This window comes from Sphingobacterium sp. BN32, assembly GCF_030503615.1.
Classification (GTDB): Bacteria; Bacteroidota; Bacteroidia; order Sphingobacteriales; family Sphingobacteriaceae; genus Sphingobacterium.
Window position 1 is genome coordinate 4104170 of record NZ_CP129963.1, and the last position, 16656, is coordinate 4120825.

Consider the following 16656-nt stretch of genomic DNA (forward strand, 5'->3'; position numbering starts at 1 on the left):
TTTTTAAACTCTTGTTATTTGTAGGACTCTGAAAATGTTAATATAGTTTTCTCAATTCCTTCTTTAGCGGTTAAGGGCAACTTAGTAATTCTTAAATCTTTTTTAAGTTTATCATTAATTAGAATCAGGTTACCTGTCATTTTCTTTAATCTTTTACTATTTAAAGGAATAGGTATAATATCTCCAATCTTTGCAATTGTATTTACAAATATCTTTGGCACCTTTAGATTAAAAGGTTTCTTATTTAAAGTTTTTGAAATTACTTCAATTATTTCTTTGGTCGACAGTGCTTCATCATCTGAAATATGGTAAAGATTTAATTTTAATTCTGTATGATTTTTTATTATTTGTTCAATAAAAAAATTGAAATTTTGGATAGAGATAAATGAACGTTGGTTTTCGTAGGCAGTTAAAGGATAAGGGATTCCTTTAGCAATAAATTTATAAAGAAGCCCCAGGTTTCCTTTATCTCCCTTTCCATGAACCATAGGCGGCCTCAGAATAACCAATTGTTTTCCATAAGGAAGTTGTTGTTCTAAAAGCCACTTCTCTGCAGCAAACTTCGATTTACCATAAAAAGAAATTGGATGACAGGTTGATCCTTCAACTAATTTGTCTTTTGTACCATATTCTTCAACAGCTGCAATGGAACTAATATGAATAAATAGTTTGGCTTTGGAATTAAGAAATTCTGTAAAAAGCAATTTAGTATATTCAAAATTAACTAAATAGTAATCCTCCTCGGTCGCCTCACCCGCATGATCATGCGCCTTACCAATTAAATTAATAATTACGGACCAATTCTCATTCATTTTTTTTGGCCAATCCAAATGCCTAAGGGATAAGGTATCTACTTGGTATTTCATTTGACCTAAAAATTCAATCAAATTTTTCCCAATAAACCCGGATCCTCCTGCAATTAGAACCTTATTATCTAAACTTTCCATTGATTGGTAATAATTTTATATTGAAATTAAACTTCGCTTATAACCTGATTCCAAATTGCTTTTGATTCCAAACCAAAAATCTCTTCGATCCAACCTGTTAATGACATCGCATGGTAAACCTCTTTAGAAATTTCCTCATACCGCAAGCTAAAAAACTCCTTTGAATATTTAATATCTCTTCTTTCTAACACCCAAATATTATTGGGGTGATAAAAAGGATATTGTTTTATATTGGGATTTGTGGTAATCAATTTTCTTCTAGAACCTAAAACTTCCATGGTACGCATGGTTAATCCATTTTGTCCTGGATGATTAATATCTAGAATAGCTTTTGACTTTTCGTACAAGTTGATAATATCCTGATGTGATAAACTATTAAATGAAATCTTTGATTCATCAAAAGCCTTAAATTCCTTTTTTGTCAGTCGATTAAACCTAAAAAGTAATTTGCTAGGAGAAAAATAAAATGTAAACATTTTTAATCCATTTTTTTCGCACCAAGCTTTGGTCATTTCACTAATACGATATCTATCAGAATGAGCTGTACCCACGAATGCAACATCATATTCCATATTGGCATCCTCAGGAAAGCTCACTTTTGAATAATCATTAGCAAAAAACAAGGGCCTAAATAATAAATTATAGGTCTTTGCATCTGCACTGTCGAATGTGAATTTCCGATCAAAAAATGGAAGAATTTTTAAACCATTTGGATTGTTCTTAAAAGAATCGTAGGTGTAATAAAACAATTTAATTGAAGGATTTTTCTCTTTAAGAAAATCGATAAAAAATACGGGAACTGCTTCCCCTTTTATCAACAAGAAATAATCAAACTTCTTGTCTTTAAATCGTTCCATTAAACTCTTATAATAATTATTGATTTTTGTCTGCATGAGCTCTTTTTTAAATCGAATAATTGCCTTACTCATAAAAGAGTTTGAAGGTCTTTCATCCAATAAAACGACATGTGCTCCCAATCGTTCTAATTCCTCTTTAATTAGAACTTCATAATTAAAAAACTTAACAGAAATCAATAAGATATCCTTGTTCAGCAATCCCGAGCCTTCCATTATTTGTACAATCCCTTCGCTTTCATTTCGTCAATTGACTTCTGATATTGATCTTCTTGAACCTCCTGTGTATTTACCCAATCCGTAAAGTGTTTCAATCCTTCCTCAAAACTTACGCTTGGAACAAAGCCAAGTAAATTATTAATTTTACTTAAATCAGCATAATTATGGCGAATATCACCTAATCTGTAATTTCCAGAAACAGTAATAGGAACCTCAATTCCATAATTTTTAATTAATCCGTTAGCCACGGTTAATACATCTGTTGCTTCTCCCGTTCCAACATTGAAAACTTGGTTATTTGCCTCCTCCTTTTCAATTCCTAAAATGGTAGCAGCAACAACATCATCAATAAATACAAAATCTCTTGATTCTTTACCATCCTCAAAAATATTAATGCCATTTCCATTTTTTATTTGAGTGGAAAAGATCGATAATATTCCTGTATACGGATTTTTCAATGATTGACCTGGCCCGTATACATTCTGATACCTAAAAGCTACCGCACTTATTCCTAATGTCGGGCAAACGGTCATAATCATTTGCTCCTGGTTCTGTTTAGTAATTCCATAGACGGAAGATGGATGAATTTTAGAATCTTCATCTGTCCCAACCAATTGAAGGGCAGTGGATCCTGGGTATTGAACCTCAAATTCACCTTTATCCATATACTCTGCTGATCGATGGGAAGGATAAACTGCACCTAGTTCTTTACTAATATATTTACCTTCTCCATAAATAGAACGTGAAGAGGCAACGACTACTTTTTTAACCTGATGTTGTGTATTAACCAATAGGTCTAATAATAAGGCAGTACCGTTAATATTAACATCAACATACTTTTGCACCTCGTACATGGATTGTCCTGTACCCGTCTCTGCTGCTAAATGCACAACTACGTCTTGACCAATTAGCGCTTCTTTCCAACGCTCAACCTCCGTAACCGAACCTTCTATAAATTTCACCTTATCTTTAATACTAAGAAACAAAGGAGAAGTTTCTTTGGCGTTCTCACCGTGAATTTGTGGAGATAAATTATCAAAAACGGTAACAGTATGCCCTTTAGAAATTAATTGTAGAGCTAAATTAGACCCTATAAAACCAGCTCCTCCAGTTATTAAAATGTTTTTCATATTTCTATTTTTATATTTTTTCCCATTTTTGGGTTTCAAAATTAAACTTCTTTATTGGTTTTGCTGGAGAACCCACAGCAATTACATTTTCAGGTATGTTTCGTGAAACAACTGAGTTTGCTCCTATTATTGAACCTCTTCCAATCGAGACTCCAGGTAATACTGAAACAAATTCACCAATCCACACATTATCGCCTATTTCAACAGGCTTGGAAAACAATGGTCGATCCTTGGGAATTGATAAAGGAGAAGAATCATTTTCATCCCCAGAATAACTACCGTGTGAACAATCAGAAATATAAACCTTACTAGCTAGGAGCACATTCTTTCCGATTTTCACGCTTTCCATTGCTGTAATATGCACATAATCATTCATTTGAAAATTCTCCCCAAAAAACAAAGTCATATTATTGTTTTCCGGATATGCCTCAATGCGACATCCTATCCCTGTCGTAAAACCTTTCGTTACAGAAATAAACTTTTTCCCTCTAACATCAATTGGGAACCGAATAATACGAGCTTCTTTAAAAAGAAGTAGTGTTCGAACCTTATCAATAATTAAACTGAAAACTTTATTAATTGAGTACCTTCTAAATAAACTCATATCCTTTTTACTAATTGATTTAAGGAATAAATCCTTACCAAAATTTTATGAATAAAAGAATTATTGCTTTTTTCTCCACCTGTCGAGGCATTCTTTCCGTGTCTACGATATTTAATCAAAGGTTTATCGATTAACTTAACCTTATAATACTTTTCTCCAACTAGAGCTATCCAATAATCATGCGCACAAAGCTTTTTGTTTTCAGGAAAAGGCAAAAGTTTAGTTAGAATAGTTCGATTAAATGCCATGCAAGCTCCAATATATCGTGTTTTTATCCAATTATTAAAAAACCCTCTTTTTGTACCATTATTTGCGAAATGAGATCCCAAGGTAGGAGCCAAACTACTATCTGAAATTAATGCATCTGAAATTACCAAATCATAATTTTCAAGTTCAGAAAGCATGGTCTCAATTTTATCATCCATCCATACATCATCTTGATCAGAAAGGAAAATATATTCACCCGAAGCATTATTAATCGCATTTTCAAAATTGTTAGAATAACCTCGCTCACCTAAATTATAAATGATCTTAATTCTCGCATCATTATAACGCTCTACTAATTTTATAGTATTATCAGTTGAATTATCATCTGAAACAATTAATTCATCTGATTCCTTTAATTGAGATATAATTGAATCAATCTGTTCTTGAATAAACTCCTCTCCATTATATGTTGCTAAACATACTGACACCTTCTTTCTCATTAAATTATTTTATAATTGTGTTACTATTATCGATAATTTTATTTGATATTCCTCTATTTAAAATAGTTGAGGGCTTATTTTTCAAACTTTTAAAATTATTATCTTTTAACAAATTTGCTTTTGTATTTTGCTCAAAAACTACAGCCTCTGTATTTGAATTCACGACTTCAATTGTACAATTGGAAAATATATTATTATTACTGTAATCTCCAATAAGTATAACAGCATTTCCATTTTCTGTTTTGATATTACTGGCTGAAAAATGACTATCCCATGTAGTGTATAATTTTACAGCTTGCGTATTTTGATTACCTTTGGAATATAACCAACTATTTGAAACTAATAATCCTGCTGTATTTCTAGTTTGTATTGCATACTCTTCGCAAAGATCAATTATGCAATTATTTACTTGCAGACTTAAAGCACCTTCAGATTTCAAGCCAGTTTTTGCACCATATATAAGAACATTAGATAACATTAGGCCTTCTGATCGCTTTTCACTTTTTTGAATTTCTATCCCTATATCCATTGCAGAAATTTGCGAATCAGAAATATGATTATTTACACATTGTCCTGAAAAAACAAAACCCTTTTTAACTTTAGGATTTTGATTAGAATTAATCTCAACATCCACATTACGCAATTTTGCATTCCAAACATTTTGAAACATAATTCCATAATCAACATTCTGAAATAACAAATCAGTTAGCATTACATTTCGTATGTTAATTACACTTAAACCTATATTACCTTGCCCGTAAAAAAAAAGCTTTTCTAGGGTAACGCCTCCAGCACTAATCCTCATTGTATTATTGCTTGTAGATTGTAAAATTGTACTATATTTATCTTCTCCAACAATTCGAACTCCATGTTTAATATTAATTTCTTTGGAGATCAAGTATATTCCAGAAGGTATAAAGATCATTTTTCCTGGATTGTTGTCAATAGCTTTTTGGATAGCAGCAGAATTATCCACAGCACTAGTCCAATTTTTTGCGGGTTTTGCACCATAATCTACAACAGAAATGAAAGTGGAATTTTTATTTTGTGCACAAGAATGTGTAATAATTGTTAAAAATAAAACATAAAATGATATAACTTTTTTAAGTTCCATAATTTGCAAAATTAAGTCGATCTTCTTCTTCTTTTAAACGTATTAATACAACTATTGAAATTAATGTAATTGAAATACCAATCGGATTATTAATAAAAGGATTCGTGAAAGATTGTAAATAAACAAAACCAACACTTAAAACATAAGGCAAAGCTTCTTTTTTAAAAATTTTCAATTGAATATATTTTTTTACTAAGAATACAAACAAAAAAATCCAGAATGAAAGTCCAAATATTCCTTGTTTATGAAATATCTCTAAATATGAAATTTCCATATGTACAGGTCTGATTGGGACACCAATACCAAATCCATGACCTATAAAAAAACTCGGAATAGTAAGTGCATCTAATACTTCATTAATATTAGTTATTCTTATCATATCAGAATCTGATTTATCACCTAATGTATCGAAAAGTAATGGAAGAAAATATATGAAACTAACTACTCCTAAAACTATCGTAATGCTTTTTAATGAAATACTTTTATTTAAGAAAAACACATAATACGCAAACAATAATAATGCGGCAAGAATGAAGCCTCTAGTAAGAGTTAATGCTAAAGCGATGAATAGAATTAATGCAAAGAGCTTATCAAGTTTTTTGATAGAAAGAAGACAAAAGAAAAATCCAATCCCCAAATATAAAAACCCTTTGTATAAAAAGAAATATTCATTCCTGAACATTATTTCACTTCCTTCACTTTGCTGCTCATAAAAGGTTGTAAAATTTAACACTCCTAAAAACAATGCTAAAACTGTTAAAAGATAAATAATAGCCATAATTAAAGATGCTCTTTTAATTAAAAGAGTCACTATTTCAATATCTTTTCTGGTCTTTATATTAATGGCAAAATAATTTATCATAAAAATAAAAAGGAGTGGCTTCATATCTTCTAAAAAGGCTGGAGGATCAGCCCTATTAAAGATGGCAACCAAAAAACTTGTAAGAAGTGTAATAATAAAAAAAGTTTGAATTTTAAAAACCTCACTACTTTTAACCTCCCTTAAAGAAAAAAAAGAAATTATTAAGGCAATTGCGAAAAGAACCATTTTTAATGATAAAGGACCAAATTCAATCATTCTTCCACTTCCACCAATAACAATTTCTATTATTACCACATAGAAAAATAGATCTTTTAATCCATATTTTTTTTCAACAGTTACCATTACTTTGCAAACAAGATTTTAAGGGTTTCTTTCCAATACCCTTTGTTTTTATATCTCAATTGTTTATAGATTCTGAAAATCAGTCTAAGTTTATACAAAAGGTACTGATTTAAACTATCGGTTCTGAAAAACAAATTTTCAGCTTTCACAAAGCCAACATATCTTTTAACGCTCATGTTTTTTTCTAGTCCGTCTTGTACGGAAAGATTTTGAAAAATTTCACAATTAAAAATATTTACAAGTTTTTTTCTCCTATAAACTTCCCTAAAATACCAATGATCTAACATGTCTAGAGGATATAATAAATTAAATTGGTTGATTGAATTCAAAAAATCAATATTTATTAATGTTCCTGAATTAATTCCTGAAATTTTTTCATTCTGAACTCCATAAATTATATCATTAAAAGGTTTAAACCCGCCATTTCTAAGCATTGAAGGAGAAATCAACTTTTCTTTATCAAAAGATTTAACCACAGGAATATTTATTACTACATCTGGATGATTATTTAAATCGAAATTTGCTAATTGATCGAGGTAGTCCGCAGTTATATAAGTATCTTGATCTAATAGAACAAGCCATTTTGATTTTAATTCGACTGCTCTTTTTAACGCAAAATTATAAGCTTCCGCCAATCCTGGATTTTCAGGGTTATGTATATATTCAAAATCCCCAATTGATGGTATTATTTTTATATCTTGAGATTCTACAGAGTTATCATAAATTACTCCATTTAAATTTAAAAAGGAATTATTCTTTAAAATAGAATTATAAGTTTGTGAAGTTTCGAGCTTACAATTATATAAAACAATTATTAAGAATAAATCCGTCCTTCTGATTTTGCTTTCCATTTCTTAAAGTATAGAATTATATGCTTCAAGTGTTGTTTTTGCTGTATTTTCCCAACTGAAGGTTTTCAAAATTTCCATATTGTTCGTTTTTTTTGTATGAGCAAAACTATTCATTACTGCAGTACGAATTGACTGTAAGTCAAGTGGATTTATTGAAATTGCAATTTTCGAAAAATATGTATTATAAGGACTAAATGGATACTCTGAACAAATAATATTACAATTTTGTGAATATGCTTCTAACGAAACCAATCCAGGAGATTCTCTTAATGAAGGTAAAATATGTGAATGTGCATTAGCATAAAAGTCAAATACATCTTCATAAGGAACTTCTTGTACAAAGAAAACATTTCCTCTTTTTTCAGCCATTTTTTTTAATTCTTCATAATATTCTGGAACAAAAACCTTTCCTAAAAAAACTATAGGTATCGTATTATCATACAATAAAGCCTTTAAAACACTCAATTGATTCTTAATAGGCTCAATGCGGCCAACTTGTAACAAAAAATTCTCTGGTAAATTATATTTTTGACTAAATGTCGAACTTAATTTAACGCCGCCAATTTCAGTTGCATTAAAGACAATTTGATAATTATAGGTATTCCTATCTTTCTCCTTAACAAATTTTAAAAGTAAATCATATTCTTCAATTGAGTTTGGTAAAACAACATCACTATTTTCTAAAAAATTCTTACATAACCTTGAAAACTTAGGAGAAGTTAATTTAGAAATTGGATAAAATTTTTGTAAAAGTTTAAGTATGAATATCTCAATATTTAGGATGTTTTCAGAAATTTTAAAAAAATTCAACCTACTAAAATACTGATACGCGGTTATATTATAATCCCAATATATAGGAGAGGAGGCAATTTTAATTTTATGTAATTGAGCCTTTTCAAAGAATAAGCTAGTTTCAGAAAAAGTTGAAAAGTTAAAAATATGACATAGATCATAGTCATTAGTTAAATCACTTGGTTCAGAAACTATATTAATTTGTATATCTGGCTTTATTTTCTCCAAATACTTTTTTGTCATCAACATTTGAACTACATCCCCACCACCTCTAGTTTGATAATCCTTACGAATACAATATGCAACTTTCATTTAAATATATCTTTTTATGTATAAAAACTGAATTAAAGAATGAGCCATATAACTTATTAAATAAGCACCACATAATCCAATTGCACCCCAATTATAAACTACTATAAAAATATAAGCCAATAGGGTAAGTAGGATAGCCCAAATTAAATTAACATAAAACCCTAACCACATTTTCCCTTGACTTGCTATTGCTTGACCAATAACATTATTTATTGTAATAAATCCTGTAGTAATAAACATTAATATCATAGGAAATAATGCATCCTGATATTTCTCACCGTATATAAAAGTTATTAAAGGTGATGCTAATACAAAAACAATCACTAACGAAAATCCAATAATCAAGTTTATTTTCAAATTTTTATTAAAAACGAGCTTATAAGCTTCCTTATCATTTAAATTTGAGGCTAGTAATGGTAAGGCAATTTGGGATAGTGCCGCAGGAATAAACAATATAGTGTTCCTCCATTGGCTTGCAATATCAAAATTTGCCATTTCATTATAACCATTAGGTTGATTCACTAATAAATAATTGCAAAACCAAGTAACTGGGCCTATCATTAATCCTGCTAAAATTGCAGGAAGACTAAATTTCCATAAAACATCAATTTCATTAAAATTATCCTTGTTTAAGATTTTCACCTTAAACTCTGAATAGAATTGTTTTTTGAGAGAAATATAATTTAATAAAAATACAAGAACATAGTTTAATCCAAATGCTAAAACGACTATAGCCAATGAAAAGAAATTAGAAGCTAATATCAAACCAACTGAAGATATCACACCAGCAATTGCATTATTAAAAGATAGATTTTTAAATTTTTCAATCCCTGCTAAAATACCGTTCTGAATACCATTCAAAGAGGAAAAAAACAAAATAAAAGAACTTATTTTAATTTCCAATGATAAATGAGGTGCATTTATTTGTTTAGCAATTTCCGATGAAAACAAATAAACACCTGCAGAAATCAATAAACTAATAACAATAGAAAACAAATTAGAAATCCCAATAATTCTTTCAACTTTTTGTTTATCTGTTGATTTATATTGTGAAATATATTTAGTTGCAGTCATTCCAAGCTCCATTCCTGCAAAAACAGCAAACATCAGAATAGTTGATTTAATAATACCGAATTGGCCATATTCTTCTTTACCTAAATACCTAGCCATTAAGATAGTAGCAATTAATAAGACAAACTTAGAAATTACATTTCCTAATAAAATCCAAAAACTATGGGTAAACATCCTCCTATTCACATCGGAGGATAGTATACTATTTATCTTATCTTTAATACTCATTCGAATATTAAAGGGAGGCTATAAATTCAACAATACGACGACAAGCCTTTCCATCGCCATAAGGATTATGCAATTCACTCATTGCTTGATATCTATTCGAATTATTCAGAAGTTCATCTGCCTCTTTAATAATTTTATTCTTATCTGTAGCTACTAAAATAACAGTTCCGGCATCAACAGCTTCAGGTCTTTCGGTCGTTTCCCGCATGACCAAGACAGGTTTACCCAGACTTGGTGCTTCTTCTTGAACGCCTCCAGAGTCTGTAATAATTAAATAGGATTGTCCCATCAACCAAACAAAAGCCGGATATGCTAATGGATCTATAAGATAGATATTTTCTACATTTGAAAGAATCTCATATACAGGTCCTTTTACATTTGGATTTAGGTGAACTGGATAAATTATTTGAACATCCGAATTATTTTCAGCAATTGTTTTCAATGCTTCACAAATATTAATAAATCCTTGTCCATGGTTTTCTCTTCGATGTCCAGTGACTAAAATCATTTTTTTATTAGGATTTACGATCTGTTTGAGTTGCTTTATTTCATCATTTTCAAAATCAATTACACGATCAGCACTTTCTAAGAGTGCATCAATAACTGTATTTCCAGTAACCAAAATATTCTCTACTTGAATTCCCTCATTTAATAAATTCTCTTCTGCTTTTTCAGTCGGTGCAAAATGGTAATCAGCTATTCTTCCTGTTACCTGCCTATTGATTTCTTCCGGAAATGGCGCTCTTTTATTATGTGTTCTTAAACCCGCTTCAACGTGGCAAACTTTAGCACCAGAATAGAAAGCAGCAATACTTGCCGCCATTGTGGTACTTGTATCACCATGTACATACACATAATCAGGTTTGAAATCTTCTAAAACTGGTTTTAATTCTGTGATAATATCCGCAGTTAGGGAATAAAGATTTTGATTTGGTTTCATTAAGTTCAAATCAAAATCTGGTTTTACCTGAAAAAAATCCAAAACTTGGTCCAACATCTCACGATGCTGTGCAGTCACACATACTTTAGTAATAAAACGATCGTCATTCTGAAATAAATTCGCTAGCGGTGCCATTTTTATCGCCTCAGGCCTGGTTCCAAATATGATCAAATTCCTTTTCTTTTCCATAATATTTTATTATTTGCACACTTTAATTAAATACTCTCCATAACCACTCTTCCTTAATGGCTCTGCAATAGCTTTTAATTGATCAGCGTCAATATAGCCCATACGATAAGCGATTTCTTCAATTGCGCCAATTTTCATTCCTTGACGTTCTTCAATGACTTGAACAAATTGGCCTGCTTGCATAAGGGATTGAATGGTACCGGTATCTAACCAAGCTGTCCCACGATCAAAAACACCAACCTTTAATTTACCTTGCTTCAAATATTCCTTATTCACGTCCGTAATCTCTAACTCGCCTCGATGAGAGGGTTTAATATTCTTTGCAATTTGCACAACCTCATTATCGTAAAAATACAATCCGGGAACCGCATAATTTGATTTTGGTTCTTTTGGTTTCTCCTCTATGGAAACCACCTTTTTATCGCCATCAAATTCCACTACACCGTAACGCTCTGGATCATGAACTGGGTAGGCAAAAACATAACCACCATCAGGATCAGCACAAGATTGCAACAATTTGGACATGCCTGAACCATAAAAGATATTATCGCCTAGGATCAAGGCTACTTTATCGTCACCAATAAATTCTTCACCCAAGATAAAGGCTTGCGCTAGGCCATCAGGCGAGGGCTGCTCTATATAAGAGAATTTACATCCAATTCTGGAACCATCTCCTAATAATTTCTTGAAATTAGGAAGATCATCTGGTGTAGAAATAATCAAGATTTCTTTTATACCCGCCAACATTAAGGTCGATAGGGGATAATATATCATCGGCTTATCGTAAACCGGCATTAATTGTTTAGAAACCGCTAATGTTAATGGATGTAATCTGGTACCAGATCCTCCTGCTAAAATAATTCCTTTCATCTTATGTTTTATTTCGTTCTTATAGTTAGTTTAATTTTGAAATCATCAATTCCAAGCTTGCTCTCCATTCCGGGATTTGCAAGTTATAATCGGACTTAATCTTGCTTTTATCAAGTAAGGAAAATTTTGGTCGCTTTGCTGGGGTTGGGTATGCGGTTGTTGGAATGGCATTAATTTTACAACCAAACTGCTTTATTTCTTTGATGGCTGATGCAAAATCAAACCAACTGATTTCCCCTTCATTACTGTAATGGTAAATTCCAGGCTTCCAATCCTTGGATTCGATAATAGAAACAATGGCATTGGCCAAATCGTATGCATAGGTCGGTGAACCCACTTGATCATTAATCACGGAAATTTCCTCACGCTCAGTCATTAGACGGATCATGGTCTTCACAAAGTTATTACCATAGGTGGAATATACCCAAGATGTACGTATGATAATGGCATTAGGTTCTATACGTTGAATTGCCTCTTCCCCACGCAGCTTACTTAAGCCATATACATTGATTGGATCGACTGCAGCGTCCTCCTTTAAAGCTTGGGAAGATGTTCCATCAAAAACATAATCGGTGGATACAGCGATTAATTTCACCTTATTTGCTGCAGCATATTTGGCAATTTCAGCAGATGCTAGGTGATTTACGGTATCGGCTAATGTTTCCTCTGATTCCGCCTTATCAACTGCGGTATAAGCTGCTGCATGGATGATAACATCTGGATCTAGATTAGCTAATACTTCGCCAATTTTAGCAGGCTCATCCAAAGGTAATTGACTACGATCCAAGAAAACACAATCTTTATCCGAATGAGATTTTAATATCTCTTGAAGTTCGGAACCTAGTTGTCCATTACTTCCTGTGATGACGATTTTCATTGTCCAAAAACCTCCTTAAAGCTAGGTGCCTGCTTATCTTTATCGGAAAGTTGAATTTCTTCCAAAGGTAATTCCCAATCTACGGCAACATCGGCATCAAATGGATGTATACCACATTCTGATTCCTTATTATAGAAATTATCGCATTTATAAAAGAAGGTTGCTGTTTCACTTAACACAGCAAAGCCATGCAGAAATCCGCGTGGAATGAACAACTGTAATTTATTCTCGGCACTTAGTTTTACCGCAACGTATTGACCGTAGGTAGGGGATCCCTGACGCACATCAACCGCCACATCAATTACTTCGCCTTCTAAAACGCGAACTAATTTGGCTTGTGCATGTTCTCCTCCTTGTGCATGTAGACCACGTAAAACACCTCGCGTAGAGTAAGATTGATTATCCTGAACAAATTTCGTTTCTGTACCAGTTAATTTATTAAAGGTAGCCTCATTAAAACTCTCGAAGAAATAACCACGGCTATCTCCAAATACTGCGGGTTCCAAAATAAAACAACCCGCTAATTTTGTTTCTGTAACTTTCATCTTCTAGGTTATTTTAATTTTTATGGTATTGTCCTTCGTAGTATTTCTGATAATCGCCTGAAGTCACGTTATTTAACCACTCTTCATTGTTCAAGAACCAATCAATAGTCTCTGATAATCCTTGTTCGAATGTTACAGATGGCTGATAGCCCAATTCCTGATTGATTTTTGTCGCATCAATGGCGTAACGCAAATCATGACCTGGTCTATCTTTGACAAAGGTGATTAATTGTGCGGATGTACCAGCTTCACGACCCAATTTCTCATCCATTTGCTTACACAATTCCTTCACCAAATCTATATTTTGCCATTCGTTGAACCCACCAACATTATAGGAATCACCTACTTTACCTTGGTGGAAAACCAAATCAATAGCACGTGCATGGTCTTTTACAAATAACCAATCGCGTGTGAATTTCCCATCTCCATAAATTGGAAGCGGTTTATTATTTAAGATATTGTGGATACATAAGGGAATTAACTTTTCTGGAAAGTGGTTTGGACCATAATTATTCGAACAGTTGGTTAATACCACAGGCATGCCATAGGTATCGTGATAAGCACGAACAAAATGATCAGAAGATGCCTTAGAAGCTGAATAAGGAGAATGTGGATCATATGCGGTAGTCTCCTCAAATAAACCAGTTTCCCCTAAAGTTCCATATACCTCATCAGTGGATACGTGGTGGAATAACTTTCCTTCAAAATTATCCTTCCACAATTTTTTCGCCGCATTCAGAAGATTAACAGTTCCAATCACATTGGTCATAACAAATGCCGTAGGATTGGTAATGGAACGATCCACATGCGATTCCGCAGCTAAATGAATCACTCCATCTGGTTTATAGGTTTCAAATACATCAGTTATGGCGTCTGCATCAACAATATCCGCTTTAACAAATGTATAATTAGGTTCGTCTTGTATATCAATTAGGTTTTCTAAGTTACCTGCATAAGTCAGAGCATCCAAGTTAACGATCTTGTAATTCGGATATTTTTTCACAAATTCCCGGACTACATGTGAGCCAATAAATCCAGCGCCACCAGTAATTAAAATTGTTTTTTCCATTTCCTTTTCATTTAGCGTTTTTATAAACGTTTATTGCTTATATTTTAAATTAATATTATATTTTAATTTAGACATTGATTATAATCGAGCATCCACCAAATTCCGCTCCAAAACACCTTTAATATCAAATAGGACACAATTATCCTTCATTAGGCTCTTGATGTTCATGTTACGAAATTCCTGATGAGCAACAGCTAATATTACTGCATCATAATGTATAGCATTTGCCCTTTCTGATTTCAAAATCTCTTCCAGAATTCCCAATCCATTCTGTGTAGACCCTATCTTTCTTTGTTGTAGATTATTTTTTTTAATAGCAGGCTCATTTGCATGTAAAATCTGAATCAAGTCGATATCATATTGTTTAGCAACCTGCTCTTTTTTTGCCCATGGATCATAGACATCCACCTGAACGCCATAATCTTGTAATTCTTTATAAATTTCCACCACCTTAGAATTGCGAATGTCTGGACAGTTTTCCTTGAAGGTAACTCCAAGAATCAAAGCTTTCGAACCTTTTATCACTATATCCTTAGCGGTCATTAACTTCACCACCTTGGAAGCCACGAAACTTGCCATTTGTTCATTAACTCGACGACCAGAAAGAATCACATTCGGCTGATAACCTACCTGAGATGCTTTATGCGCTAAGTAGAAAGGATCCACTGAGATACAATGCCCGCCTACCAAACCCGGCTTAAAGTGCAAGAAATTATATTTGGTGGAAGCGGCATCCAATACATCCTGTGTGTCAATTCCTAGACGGTCGAATATTAATGCTAGTTCATTGACAAAGGAGATATTGACATCCCTTTGGGCATTCTCAATCGCCTTAGCTGCTTCTGCAATTTTTATGGAATCCGTTAAATAAGTTCCCGCGGTAATGATTTGCTTATACAATGCATCTACACGTACTGCGGCTTCTTTCGTAGAACCCGATGTCAATTTCTTTACATTCACTAAGGTATTCACCTTATCCCCTGGATTAATCCGTTCCGGAGAATAACCCACAAAGAAATCCTGATTATATCGCAGTCCAGAATATTTCTCCAATAAGGGCACACATTCCTCTTCTGTACATCCCGGATAGACCGTAGACTCATATATTACCAGATCTCCTTTCTTCAAACAGCTTGCCACCATTTTACTCGCCTTCAATAAAGGGGTCAAATTGGGCACATTAAAACTATCTATAGGTGTTGGGACCGTAATAATATAAATAGAAGCCTGCTTAATCTCCTCAAAATCTGAAGTTAATATTAAACCATTTGATGAATGATTATCTATTGTCTTATTTGTGCTTAGAAGCTCTTGATATTCTTTAAAATCGACCTCCAACGTTTCATCAATACCGTTGCTTAATTGATTAATACGCTTGGCATTAATATCAAAACCAATTACCCAGAATTTTTTTGCAAATTCCAAAGCTAAGGGTAAGCCCACATAGCCTAATCCTATCACTGCAATTTGTTCTTTTGGGTAGTTCATTCAGTAATTACTTATTTATTTATTTCCGTTTTTCTGATTTTCCTTATCTGCCACGATCTTTCTCAATCCCGAGCTCGAAAATCGATGATCTCTGCTGTTGAAATATAGCTCGATTCCTTTCTCTTCACAGTATTTTCTTCCTGTAAAATCACGATCTTTATATTCATCCCCAACGATACGAACATCCAGCTTAAAAGATTTTAAAATATCTTCTAAGTCTTGCTCCGTAGAGTAAGGAACGATCTCATCAACATAAACACATCCTCTTAGTTGAATATATCTTTCGACTACGGTTTGTGTTGGAGCATTTTTCTCTGGTCTATCCAAAGTAGGATCCATTTGCAGACCGCAGATCAAATAATCACATTGTCGCTTGGCTTCCGCTAGCATCATGATGTGCCCTGCGTGTAATAAATCGAACGTACTAAAAGTGATACCTACGCGAGGTCCAGGATTATAATCGTGACGTTTTGCAGCAAAATTTGCTTGCTCACTTTTTTCTATTTCTTTCATAGTATTTATCATTAAGCGTTAAGGATCAATTATTCTCCAATAGCATAATAGACAAAATCTAAACCTTTCTGCTCTTTCCTATGCAACAACTTTCCCCATCCAAAAAAAGCAGGCTTTTTCATAATGCCCTTAATTTTCATCCAACCATAGTATTCAAATTCATCCAATTTT

The 16656-nt window shown here is 32.7% G+C and carries 17 protein-coding genes; all 17 read right to left on the reverse strand.

What is annotated here, in order from left to right:
- Window positions 1-14 precede the first annotated feature (14 nt).
- A complete protein-coding gene (locus QYC40_RS17370) occupies window positions 15-947 on the reverse strand; it encodes an NAD-dependent epimerase/dehydratase family protein (protein WP_301991483.1) in 933 nt (310 codons plus the stop codon).
- Between the two features lie 26 nt (window positions 948-973).
- Window positions 974-2017, reverse strand: coding sequence for a hypothetical protein (locus QYC40_RS17375; protein WP_301991484.1), 1044 nt, complete (start codon window positions 2015-2017; stop codon window positions 974-976).
- The gene (locus QYC40_RS17380; RefSeq protein ID WP_301991485.1) at window positions 2017-3150 is read right to left on the reverse strand and encodes an NAD(P)-dependent oxidoreductase; all 1134 of its coding nucleotides are present in this window, start codon (window positions 3148-3150) and stop codon (window positions 2017-2019) included. Before QYC40_RS17380 ends, QYC40_RS17375 begins: the two co-directional genes overlap by 1 nt.
- A 10-nt stretch (window positions 3151-3160) precedes the next feature.
- On the reverse strand, window positions 3161-3754 hold the full coding sequence (locus QYC40_RS17385) for a DapH/DapD/GlmU-related protein (protein ID WP_301991486.1): 594 nt from the start codon (window positions 3752-3754) through the stop codon (window positions 3161-3163).
- Window positions 3751-4461: a glycosyltransferase family 2 protein gene (locus tag QYC40_RS17390; protein WP_301991487.1), complete on the reverse strand. Its 711-nt coding sequence runs from the start codon at window positions 4459-4461 to the stop codon at window positions 3751-3753. Before QYC40_RS17390 ends, QYC40_RS17385 begins: the two co-directional genes overlap by 4 nt.
- Window positions 4462-4465: 4 nt before the next feature.
- Entirely contained in the window at window positions 4466-5575 is a 1110-nt protein-coding gene (locus QYC40_RS17395) for a glycosyl hydrolase family 28-related protein (RefSeq protein WP_301991488.1), read from the reverse strand.
- Window positions 5565-6740, reverse strand: coding sequence for an O-antigen ligase (locus tag QYC40_RS17400; protein WP_301991489.1), 1176 nt, complete (start codon window positions 6738-6740; stop codon window positions 5565-5567). The genes QYC40_RS17395 and QYC40_RS17400 overlap by 11 nt, the downstream gene beginning before the upstream one ends.
- Entirely contained in the window at window positions 6740-7591 is an 852-nt protein-coding gene (locus QYC40_RS17405; RefSeq protein WP_301991490.1) for a glycosyltransferase, read from the reverse strand. The genes QYC40_RS17400 and QYC40_RS17405 overlap by 1 nt, the downstream gene beginning before the upstream one ends.
- 3 nt (window positions 7592-7594) lie before the next feature.
- Window positions 7595-8695, reverse strand: a complete 1101-nt coding sequence (locus QYC40_RS17410) for a glycosyltransferase (RefSeq protein WP_301991491.1) — start codon at window positions 8693-8695, stop codon at window positions 7595-7597.
- The gene (locus tag QYC40_RS17415) at window positions 8696-9994 is read right to left on the reverse strand and encodes an oligosaccharide flippase family protein (RefSeq protein WP_301991492.1); all 1299 of its coding nucleotides are present in this window, start codon (window positions 9992-9994) and stop codon (window positions 8696-8698) included.
- A 7-nt stretch (window positions 9995-10001) separates the two neighbouring features.
- Window positions 10002-11123, reverse strand: a complete 1122-nt coding sequence (gene wecB, locus QYC40_RS17420) for a non-hydrolyzing UDP-N-acetylglucosamine 2-epimerase (RefSeq protein ID WP_301991493.1) — start codon at window positions 11121-11123, stop codon at window positions 10002-10004.
- 9 nt (window positions 11124-11132) lie between these two features.
- On the reverse strand, window positions 11133-11993 hold the full coding sequence (gene rfbA / locus QYC40_RS17425; protein WP_301991494.1) for a glucose-1-phosphate thymidylyltransferase RfbA: 861 nt from the start codon (window positions 11991-11993) through the stop codon (window positions 11133-11135).
- 25 nt (window positions 11994-12018) lie between these two features.
- On the reverse strand, window positions 12019-12870 hold the full coding sequence (gene rfbD, locus QYC40_RS17430; protein WP_301991495.1) for a dTDP-4-dehydrorhamnose reductase: 852 nt from the start codon (window positions 12868-12870) through the stop codon (window positions 12019-12021).
- A complete protein-coding gene (gene rfbC, locus QYC40_RS17435) occupies window positions 12867-13415 on the reverse strand; it encodes a dTDP-4-dehydrorhamnose 3,5-epimerase (protein WP_301991496.1) in 549 nt (182 codons plus the stop codon). The genes rfbD and rfbC overlap by 4 nt, the downstream gene beginning before the upstream one ends.
- 13 nt (window positions 13416-13428) lie before the next feature.
- Window positions 13429-14484: a dTDP-glucose 4,6-dehydratase gene (gene rfbB / locus QYC40_RS17440; RefSeq protein WP_301991497.1), complete on the reverse strand. Its 1056-nt coding sequence runs from the start codon at window positions 14482-14484 to the stop codon at window positions 13429-13431.
- Window positions 14485-14562: 78 nt separating this feature from the next.
- The gene (locus tag QYC40_RS17445) at window positions 14563-15972 is read right to left on the reverse strand and encodes a nucleotide sugar dehydrogenase (RefSeq protein ID WP_301991499.1); all 1410 of its coding nucleotides are present in this window, start codon (window positions 15970-15972) and stop codon (window positions 14563-14565) included.
- 15 nt (window positions 15973-15987) lie between these two features.
- Window positions 15988-16485 (reverse strand): adenylyltransferase/cytidyltransferase family protein, encoded by a 498-nt coding sequence (locus tag QYC40_RS17450; protein WP_301991500.1) that lies wholly within the window; start codon window positions 16483-16485, stop codon window positions 15988-15990.
- Between the last annotated feature and the right edge of the window lie 171 nt (window positions 16486-16656).

Excerpts from the sequence above, each read along its gene's own strand:
- QYC40_RS17370 (WP_301991483.1), bottom strand. The coding sequence starts at position 947 with ATGGAAAGTTTAGATAATAAGGTTCTAATTGCAGGAGGATCCGGGTTT.
- QYC40_RS17375 (WP_301991484.1), bottom strand. The coding sequence starts at position 2,017 with ATGGAAGGCTCGGGATTGCTGAACAAGGATATCTTATTGATTTCTGTT.
- QYC40_RS17380 (WP_301991485.1), bottom strand. The coding sequence starts at position 3,150 with ATGAAAAACATTTTAATAACTGGAGGAGCTGGTTTTATAGGGTCTAAT.
- QYC40_RS17385 (WP_301991486.1), bottom strand. The coding sequence starts at position 3,754 with ATGAGTTTATTTAGAAGGTACTCAATTAATAAAGTTTTCAGTTTAATT.
- QYC40_RS17390 (WP_301991487.1), bottom strand. The coding sequence starts at position 4,461 with ATGAGAAAGAAGGTGTCAGTATGTTTAGCAACATATAATGGAGAGGAG.
- QYC40_RS17395 (WP_301991488.1), bottom strand. The coding sequence starts at position 5,575 with ATGGAACTTAAAAAAGTTATATCATTTTATGTTTTATTTTTAACAATT.
- QYC40_RS17400 (WP_301991489.1), bottom strand. The coding sequence starts at position 6,740 with ATGGTAACTGTTGAAAAAAAATATGGATTAAAAGATCTATTTTTCTAT.
- QYC40_RS17405 (WP_301991490.1), bottom strand. The coding sequence starts at position 7,591 with ATGGAAAGCAAAATCAGAAGGACGGATTTATTCTTAATAATTGTTTTA.
- QYC40_RS17410 (WP_301991491.1), bottom strand. The coding sequence starts at position 8,695 with ATGAAAGTTGCATATTGTATTCGTAAGGATTATCAAACTAGAGGTGGT.
- QYC40_RS17415 (WP_301991492.1), bottom strand. The coding sequence starts at position 9,994 with ATGAGTATTAAAGATAAGATAAATAGTATACTATCCTCCGATGTGAAT.
- wecB (WP_301991493.1), bottom strand. The coding sequence starts at position 11,123 with ATGGAAAAGAAAAGGAATTTGATCATATTTGGAACCAGGCCTGAGGCG.
- rfbA (WP_301991494.1), bottom strand. The coding sequence starts at position 11,993 with ATGAAAGGAATTATTTTAGCAGGAGGATCTGGTACCAGATTACATCCA.
- rfbD (WP_301991495.1), bottom strand. The coding sequence starts at position 12,870 with ATGAAAATCGTCATCACAGGAAGTAATGGACAACTAGGTTCCGAACTT.
- rfbC (WP_301991496.1), bottom strand. The coding sequence starts at position 13,415 with ATGAAAGTTACAGAAACAAAATTAGCGGGTTGTTTTATTTTGGAACCC.
- rfbB (WP_301991497.1), bottom strand. The coding sequence starts at position 14,484 with ATGGAAAAAACAATTTTAATTACTGGTGGCGCTGGATTTATTGGCTCA.
- QYC40_RS17445 (WP_301991499.1), bottom strand. The coding sequence starts at position 15,972 with ATGAACTACCCAAAAGAACAAATTGCAGTGATAGGATTAGGCTATGTG.
- QYC40_RS17450 (WP_301991500.1), bottom strand. The coding sequence starts at position 16,485 with ATGAAAGAAATAGAAAAAAGTGAGCAAGCAAATTTTGCTGCAAAACGT.